General features: G+C 41.0%; 10 protein-coding genes. 3 read left to right on the forward strand and 7 right to left on the reverse strand.

Features of this window, described 5'->3' with window-relative positions; all coding sequences use genetic code 11:
• The first annotated feature begins 62 nt into the window (after positions 1-62).
• Both H6G28_RS14445 and H6G28_RS14450 read left to right on the forward strand, forming a co-directional pair.
• On the forward strand, positions 63-1901 hold the full coding sequence (locus tag H6G28_RS14445) for a HEAT repeat domain-containing protein (protein WP_190671577.1): 1839 nt from the start codon (positions 63-65) through the stop codon (positions 1899-1901).
• A 670-nt stretch (positions 1902-2571) separates the two neighbouring features.
• Positions 2572-4911, forward strand: coding sequence for a sensor domain-containing diguanylate cyclase (locus H6G28_RS14450; protein WP_199332851.1), 2340 nt, complete (start codon positions 2572-2574; stop codon positions 4909-4911).
• Positions 4912-5138: 227 nt separating this feature from the next.
• Here the strand turns inward: H6G28_RS14450 and H6G28_RS14455 are convergent, their stop codons facing one another.
• The 4 genes from H6G28_RS14455 to H6G28_RS14470 all read right to left on the reverse strand — a co-directional run bounded on the left by H6G28_RS14455 (position 5139) and on the right by H6G28_RS14470 (position 7767).
• Positions 5139-6209, reverse strand: coding sequence for an LOG family protein (locus tag H6G28_RS14455; protein ID WP_190671579.1), 1071 nt, complete (start codon positions 6207-6209; stop codon positions 5139-5141).
• A 387-nt stretch (positions 6210-6596) separates the two neighbouring features.
• Positions 6597-6869, reverse strand: a complete 273-nt coding sequence (locus tag H6G28_RS14460; RefSeq protein WP_190592538.1) for a hypothetical protein — start codon at positions 6867-6869, stop codon at positions 6597-6599.
• Positions 6850-7095, reverse strand: coding sequence for a hypothetical protein (locus H6G28_RS14465; RefSeq protein ID WP_062297687.1), 246 nt, complete (start codon positions 7093-7095; stop codon positions 6850-6852). The genes H6G28_RS14460 and H6G28_RS14465 overlap by 20 nt, the downstream gene beginning before the upstream one ends.
• Before the next feature lie 219 nt (positions 7096-7314).
• A complete protein-coding gene (locus tag H6G28_RS14470; RefSeq protein ID WP_190592537.1) occupies positions 7315-7767 on the reverse strand; it encodes an SRPBCC family protein in 453 nt (150 codons plus the stop codon).
• Between the two features lie 355 nt (positions 7768-8122).
• On the opposite strand from H6G28_RS14470, the gene H6G28_RS14475 reads away from it, so the two are divergent.
• Entirely contained in the window at positions 8123-9769 is a 1647-nt protein-coding gene (locus H6G28_RS14475; RefSeq protein WP_190671581.1) for a mechanosensitive ion channel, read from the forward strand.
• 345 nt (positions 9770-10114) lie between these two features.
• Here the strand turns inward: H6G28_RS14475 and H6G28_RS14480 are convergent, their stop codons facing one another.
• The 3 genes from H6G28_RS14480 to H6G28_RS14490 all read right to left on the reverse strand — a co-directional run bounded on the left by H6G28_RS14480 (position 10115) and on the right by H6G28_RS14490 (position 12107).
• Entirely contained in the window at positions 10115-10441 is a 327-nt protein-coding gene (locus tag H6G28_RS14480) for a helix-turn-helix domain-containing protein (protein WP_190671583.1), read from the reverse strand.
• Positions 10438-10812, reverse strand: coding sequence for a type II toxin-antitoxin system RelE/ParE family toxin (locus H6G28_RS14485; protein WP_190671585.1), 375 nt, complete (start codon positions 10810-10812; stop codon positions 10438-10440). Before H6G28_RS14485 ends, H6G28_RS14480 begins: the two co-directional genes overlap by 4 nt.
• Positions 10813-11129: 317 nt before the next feature.
• On the reverse strand, positions 11130-12107 hold the full coding sequence (locus tag H6G28_RS14490; protein ID WP_190592534.1) for a DUF1517 domain-containing protein: 978 nt from the start codon (positions 12105-12107) through the stop codon (positions 11130-11132).
• Between the last annotated feature and the right edge of the window lie 377 nt (positions 12108-12484).

Raw genomic sequence — 12484 nt, forward strand, 5'->3', positions numbered from 1 at the left:
CTTATAGAAATTTTTAGTCTTGGGAATTTGGGAATTATAAAGATACAATCATTGGAATTTTTATGTCTCTTTTAACAGATGCACTGGATAGAATCGAGACTTGGTTAGTGAGTCATCAACCTGAATTTGCTTTGAGTTTAGCACCTGGATTAACTCGCCAAGAAATAGACGCAATTGTTGAAAATTTTCCTTATCGCTTGCCAGAAGAATTATACGAGTTTTACGGGTGGCATAATGGTTGCCAAAGCTTGAGTTGTGGCTATGTAGTTCCTAAGTTTGACAATTTTTTCTCTTTGCAAGAGGCGTTGAAATGGTACGCAGACTTTTTAAGTTGGGGCTTTGATTGGAATCCGCAGTGGCTAACGATATTAGATTTTAATGGTGATTATAGATACGCTATTGTTACAGGAGAAGATTCTGCACCTGTTTGGTTTATCGATCCAGAATGTGGCATTGAAGAAATTCGCTGGGATAGTTTAACAGATTTAATGCTGGCAACGGCAGAGTGTTACGAAACTGGTGCTTATGATCTTGATGATGAAGGATACATGGAGACAGACGAACAAAAAGTTGTAGAAATTCACCGTAAGTATAACTATCGAGGCAGAGTAAAATCAACTACGAATGAATCTTACAATCCTGAGCCGCCAACAGTTGCGAGTGAAGTTGATTTATCTCATCCGAATGCGCTAGAAGAATTAATCCAGGCTTTGCAAGCTGCGCCATTGAGTCCTGATGCTGGGATGTTGCAAGAAATGGCAGCTAATACGTTAGATAATTTAGCGAATTTGGGTTTAGCTAATCAAGTTGGTGCGGAACCGTTAGTAATTGGTTTACAAAATATACTGTATGATAATGCTGGTCATGCTCTGGCGGCACAAAAGTTAGGTGAATTAGGCGATATTCGAGCAGTTGAGCCACTGTTACAAGTTTTAAACCATCCCTCTAGTAAAGTCAGAACAAATGCAATTAAATCATTGATAAAGTTGGGAGATAGTCGAGCCGTTGAACCGCTAATTCAGTGTTTGCAAGACTCAGATTTTTTTGTGCGAGCCGACGCAGCATGGGCGCTGGCTGAATTTGGCGATACTCAAGCGATTGAACCGTTAATTGAAGTATTGAGTTATCAAAATCATTCTACTGCTTGTCGTGCGATCGCCTCAGCATTAGGAAAGTTTGGCGATGTCAGAGCTATAGAACCTTTGAGTGCAGTTTTTCGCAGCAATGGTAGTTTTCTCATAGATGTTTCTAGTTTTCCTCACGTCAAATTAGCTGTGGTTCATGCTTTACGGCTTATTGATGATTCTAGAACTACAGATATTTTGGTGGAATTTCTCAGAGATCGGGAAGGTTTATTACAAGCCATCAACAGAGATTGGCTACGTTCTGAGCAAGCAACTCAGCAAGTAATTGAGACTCTCTTTACCCGTCAATATCCTGACTTAATCCCAATTTTAGCCCAGTTGATGCAAGATTCTGAAAGTCGCATCCAAATGAACATAATTTCAGCGATCGCTAAGATTGTCAATCCGCAAATAGTTGATTTGTTGATTTTAGTATTAGCCAGTGAAGATAATTGGCTACGTAAAATGAGTATTTCTTTTCTCGGAAACAGAAGAGAAACTAAAGCCGTTGAGCCTCTGCTCAATATTTTGCAGAATCCAAATGCAGATTTACGTTTAACTGCTGTTCAAGCTCTAGAAAAAATTGATGATTCTAGGGTTGTAGATGCTTTAATTACAATGCTCAAAGATGAAGATGATCATGTGCGTGGTGCAGCCGCATTAGCATTAGGCAATGTAGGAAATTACCGCGCCGTAGAAGCCCTAAACCAATGTTTAGCAGATGAAAACTCGGTGGTTCGTAAAATCGTTCAACAAGCATTAAATAAAATTGCGTAGCTAAGAATAGTGAAACGGTATAACAGGACATTTTTTTCAATTGGCAGTCTTGTCAAGCTGTGATGTTAATATATAGCTAGTCTTTGAGAAAAATAATTCTCAAATCAAGCTTTTGCAGTTATCATTTGGCAAATATAGAACTCTTATTTAATTTCTGAAAAAAACTCAATAAAGTTTCTATTCCCTGTTCCCTGCGATGCAATGAGCTTGTCGTTCGCCTAGCATCCTGACAGGAGAAGTGTTTCCTGTTCCCCTCTTTCACAAGTAAGTTCAGAAATTAAATCGGATTGCCATATCACAATAACTGCAAAAGTCTCAACTGTTGAAACTAAAGTATACCTGCGGGAGAAATAGTTAGTTTTTGCAACACAATATTACATTAATTTGAATCAATAAACTTTGTGAATTGGCATTTAAAGTTTTGAATAAATATCCAATTATGGGCTTGAACTTAATTTTAAATTCAGGTATGTTGTAGTTATAATCATTCTCATACAAGTAAACTCAGTCAATTTACTTAATTAGCTAAATCATGTAATATATTCATAGCTTTCAGTATCTATTCAAGCTTTGCGGTTATCCTGAAACAGATTCTCACACCTAATTTAGTCATAGATAAACATCACAAAAACTTGACTTTAAAAAGTATCCAGTAACCATCAAAAGACAAGTGGCATTGCCAAAACATATCTCTGTCGCAGAATTGAAGGCATTTGAGAGATTACAAACTCCAATTTGGATTTATGATTTGGAAAGAATGCAGATGTGGTGGGCAAACAAAGCATCACTTCGTCTTTGGAACATTCCCATTCAGGAAGAATTGCTCAATCGCAACTTTAGTAATGTTCCCGAACTGAGGTGGATAGCTGAGAAAAAATATCTGCAAGAATTTCAACAGGGAAAAACCATCACTGAAAGCTGGACATTTTACCGAGATGGGGAAACTGTTGCTGTGCGCTGTTTTTGTTCTGGGGTTAAAATCAAGCCTGGACGGATGGCAATGTTGGTGGAAGGAATTGTCGAATCCAGCCATCCCATCGAGATAGACATACGACGCACCCGTGAGTCGGTGATTGAAAATTCCCTGATTTTGGCAAATCAACAGCAAGCAGCTTGGGAAAAAAGCCAACGCGCCGAAGCAGAGTTGCGCTGGCGGGAAGCATTGTTAAGTTCTTTGACAGACACATCTGTACTAGGGTTTTTGGTAGTTGACAATCGCACCGACGAAATTTTGTATTTTAATCAACGCTTCTGTAAAATTTGGGGGCTGGAGCATTTAGAAACGCAAATGCGCCTTGGTTTATTGAAAAATAATGATATTATCCCTGAGTGCATACCGCTAATAGCCGATTTACCTGCATTTATAGAATCCTGTAAACCGTTACAGTCTGAGGAAAATCGTACGGTAGTGGAAGATAAAATTTTGTTTGTTGATGGACGGACAATTCGGCGCTTTTCTAGCCAAATTCGAGATACTCAGGATCAATACTTTGGGCGACTATATGTTTTTGAAGATATTAGCGATCGCCTACAGACAGAAAATTCACTCAAAAATAGTGAACAAAGCTATCGCTCAGTCATTACCACAATGGCAGAAGGCATTATATTACAGCAAGCCGATGGTAGCATTACAGCCTGTAACAAAAGTGCCGAAAGAATTTTGGGTTTGACATCTGAGCAAATTAAGGGAAAAGCTGCTATTGATCCACGATGGCGAGCGATTTATGAAGATGGTTCACCCTTTCCGAGGGAAAATTGTCCGGCTTTGGTGACATTACGTACAGGGCAACCCCAGTTTAATGTGATTGTAGGCATTTATAAACCTGATGGCAGTTTGACATGGATTTCAATTAATTCTCAGCCCTTGTTTCATCCCCATCAATCAAAACCTTACGCAGTAGTAGCATCATTTACAAATATCACAGCCCACAAACAAGCTGAACTAGCACTACAACAGCAAGCCCAACGAGAACGGATGATTGCGGCGATCGCCCAACACATCCGCCAATCCTTAGATTTAGAGGTAATTTTAAACACAACTGTCGCCGAAGTTAGAGAATTTCTGCAAACTGATCGCGTGATTATTTACCGTTTTCAGTCCAATTGGAGTGGTGTAGTGGTGACTGAATCTGTAGCCGCAGATTGGGAAGCGATTTTAACTATGGAAATTACAGACCAATATTTTGTAGACACCCAGGGAAAATATTACCAACAAGGTCAAATTAAAGCTACTTCAGATATTTACACAGCCGGATTGACTGATTGTCATGTGCAGTTACTCGAAAAATTTCAAGTCAGAGCTAAACTAGTTGTGCCAATTTTACAAAGCGATCGCCTTTGGGGTTTGTTAATCGCTCATCATTGTAGCGCCCCCCGCCATTGGCAAGCCTGGGAAAGTGAACTACTGCAACAACTAGCGACACAACTAGCGATCGCAATTCAGCAATCGGAACTATATCAAAAATTACGACTTGCTAACCAGCAACTAGAAAACATCGCAATGGTTGATCCATTAACTCAAATTGCCAATCGTCGCTGTTTTGAGAGTAAACTGCAAAGTGTCTGGCAATATCTCATCAGAGAGCAAGGTTGTATTTCACTACTATTATGTGACGTTGACTATTTCAAAAAATATAATGATACCTACGGTCATCGGGCAGGAGATGATTGTTTACGCCTTGTAGCCCAAGCTTTTCAACAAAATCTTAAACGCAATACAGATTTAGTCGCTCGTTATGGGGGTGAAGAATTCGCCGTTATCTTACCCAACACTAACGAACGAGGTGCTATTCAGGTTGCCCAAGCAATTCATAATACTGTTAAACAGTTCAATATTCCCCATTTGGCATCAACAGTCAAAGAATATGTCACCTTAAGTATTGGAATTGCGACTGTAATTCCCACTGCTGATTTGCAGCCTTTAGATTTAATTGAAGCCGCAGATCAAGCCCTTTACCAAGCTAAAGCCCAAGGGCGCGATCGCTTTTGTGTGAGTCAAATTTATGCTTAGTAGGTTACAGGTTATAGGTTACAGAGGTAAAAGTCTTCTGCTGCTATCCTTGAAAATATTAGGTTACTACTCAGCACTCAGCACTATGGGCAGGGGATAAGGGAGACAAGGGAGACAAGGGGGACAAGGGAAGGGAGACAAGGGAGACAAGGGAGCAATCTTTCTACCCCCCTCTACCTTGTCTACCCCCTCTACCTTGTCTATTCCCACTCAGCACTCAGCACTTTCTACTTCCTTTCAGGATGTGCTATTTCCTCTTGGGAAGGACTACCCATTTGGTTAATTGTGGCAATCATCTGATATAACCGCCCTAAATCCCGTTGATTGAAGTGCAGAATTAACCGAGGTAAATCCGCCGTTTCGTCTTGAGCTTCTTGGGGTAATGCTTGACTTTTTTCAATTTTGCCTTTGACTAGAATATCGCTAAATTCAGCATTCAATTGTTCCACTTCCGCATCTGACAAATCGCAACTTAAACGAATCACCAACTGATTACTAACGTAGCGGCTGGAGTGATAAACCTTGTAAAAACCTGTAATGGCATTGCAAGCTACTTCCAAGTTATCTGTCACAGTGTACAAACTAGGGTCTTCTGGGCTAACAAGACCTTTCTGCACCAGTTGTTGATCAATATAATCGCTCCAAGACCGCCAATAATCACCGCCGGGATGGTCAATTAATACTAAAGGTACAGGGCCAAATTTACCTGTTTGGCTTAAAGTCATACACTCAAAAGCTTCATCTTGAGTGCCGAATCCGCCAGGAAATAGCGCCACCGCATCACTTTCTTTGAGGAGGAATAGCTTGCGGGTGAAAAAATACTTAAAGTGAATTAACTTTGGATCACCTTCAATAATTGGATTTGCTTGCTGTTCAAAAGGTAACTGAATATTTAAGCCAAAAGAATTTTCTCGCCCAGCACCTTCATGACCTGCTTGCATAATCCCGCCACCGCCGCCTGTCATTACCATAAATCCCAGTTGAGTCACAGCGCGACCAAATTCCAACGCCATTTTGTATTCTGGCGTTTCTTCAGAGAGACGGGCAGAACCAAATATAGTTACTTTACGTACGTGTCGGTAATTGTAAAATAACTCGAAGCCTCGCTCCATATCCGCTAAAGCAGCCGATAATATCTTCCAATCCAGACGATCAATGTCACTATCGGCTAGACGGATGATAGTAGCAAGTGTCTGTTGGATATATTGCCGATTTTTTAACGTCGGTAAGCGATCGATTAAGTCAACAATATCAGCTTGCAGAGACTCTAATGTGTCGAACGACGCAGATGAGGTCATGAGAACAGATGGCAGAGTGGCAATACATTTTATCTAATTTTGGAGTGATATTTACAATTTTTTTAGAATTTGTTGAAATGGTGGGGAAAGAGGGGCTAGGGGATTAGGGACTGGGGATTAGATACTTTAGAAAAATCCCTAACCTCTAACCTCTAATACCAATTCACGCAATTACTGATACAAATCACCTTCTCTGAGCCTCTGCTTGCTTTGCGATCGCCGAGCGTTCGCGCAGCGTCTCCGTCAGGAGAAGTCGAGGCGCTGGTTGCATATCTGTATCATGTTTAAAGTGAAATGGTATAACCTCTAACCTCTAACCTCTGATAAGCAAAAACAAAACCCCTCTAAAGAGACGCTTAGAGGGGCAAGATTTGGGTATGTATAATTTCAGTTATTCTCAAAATTACGCAAAGGCTTGAAAACACGCAGATTCTTTCGCTTATTCTTGTGATGAGTCATTAAATAATTATCAGCATAACGGAAGGCGGATGCACAATCGTAAGCCGCGATCGCTACAGCTTGCAAAAATACTTGCAGAGGAATTTCAAAACTAGAAATTCTTTCTGTGAGCAGTAATAATTCCCTATCTGTTGCTGGTACAGCAGTTTCTTCTGCCCATTCTGGCTCATTAAACAAGTCTTCAACTAGCGCCTTGGACATTTTGTACCTCCCCAAACGCATAAGAAGCAAAGCCTGCGATGAAATTTAACTGTTCTTCACGAGTTTGCAAGTTAACAGGTAGTTCAGTACTAGGAAATCCTAGTTCTTTTAAGATATCCAAACAGTAAGCACTGGTTTGACTATATGAAGCTTGCTCCCATTTATGGGCTACTTCTTTTGCCATTTCCAGATTGACTCTAATAAATTTCATCGCAGGGCTAGTCATAAGTTGCACCCTAATAAACTGGATATTGGCAGTTTTGATCAGAACCCCAGTTCAATGTAACCGTGATTTTGCTGAATTTATGAAGATGGGTAATTGAAGGATCAGCGCATTTGCGTAATTGACGGCTGAGAGAATACGCAAATTTTTCAGAATAAACCAAGACAGTCAAGCGCAATGATACTTAAGTGCTGACAGTATCTACTGGAATACGGAGATTGATTATTGACCAATTTGTACTTCTTCTGCAACCCGTTTAAGGCGGCGTAATTGGGCTTGCATATCTTGTTTTGTCCACGATGCAGCAAAATTATTAAATCCCCAACTCACAATGGGATTAGGAATCACAAACTCGAAGCGATTGAGTAAGCATGTTCCCTTTGCTACTGGTTGACATTCCCAGCGATCGCGTCCTTGAAAAAATCCCTGAAATTCCCAAACCACTAAACCCGGTTGTCGTTCGACGACCACACTTTTTAGAGTTGGTTTCACCACAGGAATTTGAATAATAAACCGACTTTGACCGCCTATATCCGTACTCCAAACCTCACCTATAGGTTCGCAGCGCAAAGCAGGATTTAGCCAACGGTGCATCAAACCTAAATCGGTAATGCAGCGTTCTACAATTGCGGCTGTGGCGTTAATTTGAATTGATTGTTCAAAAACTTGGGTCATGCCAGCTTACTAATCCTGTCGCTGCCCTTAGATTAACTCAAAATGGCTTGTTATAGCAGAAGGCAGCAGGCAGAAAAGTAGGTTGAGTGGAGCGATCGCGAAACCCAACAAAGTCTTAACTGAACAAAACCCTTACATCTCACACCCTTGCACCCAGTGTCAACAATTTTGTGCGTCAATATTTTGTTATTTGTAACAAATTAGCCTATCTATCAATTGTCTAGATATATTTACTGGTAAATTGATACGCAAAATTCACGTAAACTTACTAGAGTGTAATTTGGCATCCTCAAATCTACTCTACTGAGTTCACAAGTATTTTTGGCAAACACATAAACTTAATACCAAAGAAACCATGAACACAACTTGGCCAGGGATAACCCGGTTGATAGACATGGGTTTGTCGATAAAAGGGCAGGAATTGTTAGGACAATCACCTAATCTGCCGTTAGATCAACCAAACTTAAACCAAGGAATTGCGGATCTGCAAGGAATTGGACAACAGGTAATTCTATATACACCAAGATTGCTAGGTGCTGTAGCGATTTTGTTGGTAGGGATACTGGTTGCTTTGGTGATAGCGGCAATCACTAGAAGCATCCTGAATCGCACAGACATTGATAATCGCATTGCGGCGGGGGTTACAGGACGCAGAGATGTTCCTCAAGTTGAGAAGTTCATCTCTAGTTTGGTCTTATGGAGCATTATTCTCATCACGGTAGTAGCTGCTTTACAGGCGCTAGGACTGGAAGTTGCTTCTCGACCCCTGAATAATTTCCTTGACCAACTAATAGGCTTTTTGCCAAAAGTTTTGGGTGCAGGCATTCTGTTAGGGGTGGCTTGGGTGTTAGCAAGTATTATCAAACTTGTGACATTGCGAGGATTGCAGGCACTCAAATTAGATGAGCGGTTAAATCAAGAAACGTCGGAAGATAATATCAGCCTCGATCACATTTCTTTAAGTGAGACGATCGCTAATGCTTTATATTGGTTTATCTTCTTACTGTTTCTGGCACCAGTTCTTGATACTCTAGGACTCCGACAGGCACTTTTACCAGTACAAGCCTTAATTACCGAAATTCTTTCAATTCTGCCCAATATTTTGGCAGCAATTTTAATTGCGGTGTTGGGGTGGTTTTTAGCAAATATTGTCCGCCGAATTGTGACTAATTTGTTAGCCACAACGGGTATCGATTATTTAGGTAGTCGGTTTGGACTTTCATCAGCAATGGGCGCACAGTCTTTATCGACAATTATCGGCACCATTGTTTATGTTTTAATTTTGATTCCTGTAGCGATCGCCGCCCTGAATGCTTTAAGAATTGAGGCGATATCTGTACCAGCAATTACTATGCTGCAACAGATTTTAAATAGTTTGCCTGCTATTTTCACCGCCGTAGCTATCTTAATTGTCGCCTTTTTTATCGGGCGTTTTGTCGGCGATTTAGTCACTAGTGTTTTGACTAGTTTGGGCTTTAATAATATTTTTGCCGTACTAGGTTTACCCTCACCTGCTAGACAAGAAGTACAGACCGAAGCACAACCATTAACCCCACTCCGCACACCATCAGAAATTGCTGGCATTATTACTTTAGTCGGCATTCTGCTATTTGCCACTGTGGCAGCAGTGAATATTTTAAATATTCCGGCTCTGACAACATTGGTAACTGGCATTTTAATTATTTTGGGGCGGATTATTGCCGGATTAATTGTGTTTGCGATCGGATTATTTCTGGCAAATCTCGCCTTTAATTTAATTAGTAGTTCCGGCGATCGCCAAGCAAAGATTTTGGCTCAAGTAGCCAGAATTTCTATTATTGCACTAGTTTCGGCAATGGCATTACAACAAATTGGGGTTGCCAGCGATATTGTCAATTTAGCATTTGGTTTATTACTCGGTGCGATCGCTGTTGCTATTGCTTTAGCTTTTGGTTTAGGTGGACGCGATATCGCCCGCGAACAAGTTAAAGAGTGGCTAGATTCTTTCAAGGATAAAAGCTAGTACAACAAGGTAAAAGTCAAAAGGAAAAAGGAAAAAGAAAGAATAGTGATACCACAAGCCTTTTTGTAATTCCAGATGCTCACTGAGCGTAGTCGAAGTGCGGTCTGTGTATTTACGCCGACTTGTACTAGTACCATGCTTGTAACAAAGCAATCCTGATGAAACTTATTTTATGAGCCTTGTCTGAAAGTTAGACTAGTATTTGTACTCAGCACTTTCAAGCTAGGAGGTAAAAAGATAGAAAGCACTTCTTGATGAAGATGCAAGTTATCTGTTGTTGTAGAGACTTTGCATACAAAGTCTCTACAGCTTTGATCAAGCCCCTTCGAGGCAGTCAATCTTAGACTATAGTGATATGACAGTTTCAACAAATTCGCCCTGAGTGTGACGAGAACGAAGATGCAAGGTAATTTCAGTATCAAGTCGCTTCAGGAAAATGAGCAGTTTTCCCTCACTGAACCGTTGAAACTCTCCTTTCATTAGATGAGATACTTCTGGCTGCGGAATGCCAAGAAGTTCGCTGATTTCACGCTGTTTAAGGTTACGCTGTTTCAGCAGGCGGAGTACCTGAATCCCCATTTTGCCCCTGGTAAAAAGTTCATCTGCATTTGACAAACCGAGGTCAGCGAACACATTGCCACTGCTTTCTTCAAAAACTGGTTCTTGTGTCATTGTTGTTTCTCCCTTGCCACTGCGTCCTTATAACGTTGTTTAATCAGGTCAACATCAGCCTGTGGAGTTTTAATACCCTGCTTTGATTTTTTTTGAAAAGCGTGCAGGACATAGATTTTTTCTCCAATCTTTACCGCATAAACAGCCCTGTAAGTATCCGTATCGTAGCGTTTGACGATTTCATACACACCACTTCCAACCCCCTTAAAAGGCTTGGCATCCATTGGTGTTTCCCCGGCTTGTACTAATTGCAGTGCATACCCTACTGATGCACGCACCTCTTCAGGAAATGAGCGGATATTTTTGAGAGAGTCTCCCATCCAAACAAGAGGTCGTAAAGGAATTTCTATAATGTCTCCATCATCTTCCATTTTATATGAAATTTCCTATAAAACCAGTCAAAGAATAGCATAAAATCTCTCCCACACCACCTTATAAGTAACCACGCAAAATTAATTACAGTCATTGCGAGCGAAGCGAAGCAATCCCAGCCCTTGCGATTGCTTCATTTCGCTTCGCTCCATTCGCAATGACTTTGTGTAATTAATTATGTTTAACTACTTACTGTTTCACTTTCCTTCGTTTTTATGGGTAATTCCGTTATAAAAATATATTCATGAAAAAACCCGCTTGCAGGAATGAATTAACCATCTTGGGCGGGTTTTTAATTCTGGCTTCTGACTTCTGCTTACATCAATTTCAAATCAGGATATTCTGCGAACAAATCATCAGAAGTTAAGGTATCACCTTCAGCTTGAGGAGTCCATAAAACTTCAATTGCTAACAATTGTTCACCAGGAATGCTACCCATTTGGCGCAAGGCTTGGCGTAAGTCGTCAGCAGAGTTGATGGCGGGAATTTCAAATTTACCGAGAGTTGCTGCTAACAAAGTAACGATAATATATTCCCCAGGGCCTTCAGTAAAGAGGCGAGTTGGGTTGTCGAGTTCATCACTAGCAGGTAAGGCTTCTTTTGCTAAAGCAGCTTTGAGTTGGTTATTAACGTTAGAAAGAGTTTCTTCACTAAATTTGCTACGTTCTGCCAAGGCTAAACGATTGAATTGGCTTTCCGCAGAATTTAATTTAGCTTGTTGTGTACCACCACCTCCATAGACCCAATATTCTGGATGGCGGAGTAAAGCTAGACTAGTTTCTTGCACAACTGCGGCTCTACCTTCGGGAGAGTTAGTATCAGCCAGTTCAGCAATTTTGTTGAGTGCGGGTTGCAAATCGCGGGCTTGAGCTAACAAACCAACTTGCAAGCGAGTTACAGAAACATTGGGGTTGCTGTTATAACCAACTTCATCAATTCCGCCACTGTTAGCACGACGGAAACTTTGAACCAGGAAGTTAGCGATCGCAATAAAAATTAGAATTGTAAATAGACCGCCAAATCCGCCGCCAATACCCCAAAACGGTAATAGGAACGGAAAGCCGAAACCACCACCAGGATAAGGTGCATAATATCCGCCACCACCAGGAGGTGCGTAGGTACGAGGTGTATAAGTGCGGCTCGAAGGAACTCTAAATGAACCGCCACCGATACGACCACCACTGCGAGCCGCTAAGGCTCCGTCAGCATGACCTAATGCTAAAGCTAATACTAAGCTGAGGACAAAGAAGGTTTTTAACAGTGGTTTGATGGTTTGTTGTAGTTTTTTACGCATAACACAGTCGCTTGAAAAATTTTATTGCTGATGATTGCATCCTATTGTTGATAGGATTTTGCGGTATGTAGCTGATGCCAGCCCGCGACTAGTAAGCGAGTATTGTATTGGCAGTAGCTTTCTGTAACATCATTAACTGTTGCTACATCTTCAATTTACCGCGACTTATCCCAGGTACACAGCAGACGGAGGGGGGATTTCTGTAGTAGATTACCGTACCTTGGAACTTCTGCTAGAGCTTAGGAACTTTGGGATCAATTAATAATTGCCCTAAAAGTCAGGCTAAAGATGGGTGCATCCACTTTCAGCATTCAACCCTGCGCTAAGGCGCACGCTACGCGAACAGACTGAAGTCTGGTACTATGCAAACTATTTGC

Origin of the sequence: Nostoc sp. FACHB-190 (genome assembly GCF_014696905.1) — a bacterium.
In the GTDB taxonomy this organism is placed as follows: Bacteria; Cyanobacteriota; Cyanobacteriia; order Cyanobacteriales; family Nostocaceae; genus Nostoc_B.

Coding starts and splice junctions, on each gene's coding strand:
- H6G28_RS14445 (WP_190671577.1), top strand. CDS start 63: ATGTCTCTTTTAACAGATGCACTGGATAGAATCGAGACTTGGTTAGTG.
- H6G28_RS14455 (WP_190671579.1), bottom strand. CDS start 6,209: ATGACCTCATCTGCGTCGTTCGACACATTAGAGTCTCTGCAAGCTGAT.
- H6G28_RS14460 (WP_190592538.1), bottom strand. CDS start 6,869: ATGTCCAAGGCGCTAGTTGAAGACTTGTTTAATGAGCCAGAATGGGCA.
- H6G28_RS14465 (WP_062297687.1), bottom strand. CDS start 7,095: ATGACTAGCCCTGCGATGAAATTTATTAGAGTCAATCTGGAAATGGCA.
- H6G28_RS14470 (WP_190592537.1), bottom strand. CDS start 7,767: ATGACCCAAGTTTTTGAACAATCAATTCAAATTAACGCCACAGCCGCA.
- H6G28_RS14475 (WP_190671581.1), top strand. CDS start 8,123: ATGAACACAACTTGGCCAGGGATAACCCGGTTGATAGACATGGGTTTG.
- H6G28_RS14480 (WP_190671583.1), bottom strand. CDS start 10,441: ATGACACAAGAACCAGTTTTTGAAGAAAGCAGTGGCAATGTGTTCGCT.
- H6G28_RS14485 (WP_190671585.1), bottom strand. CDS start 10,812: ATGGAAGATGATGGAGACATTATAGAAATTCCTTTACGACCTCTTGTT.
- H6G28_RS14490 (WP_190592534.1), bottom strand. CDS start 12,107: ATGCGTAAAAAACTACAACAAACCATCAAACCACTGTTAAAAACCTTC.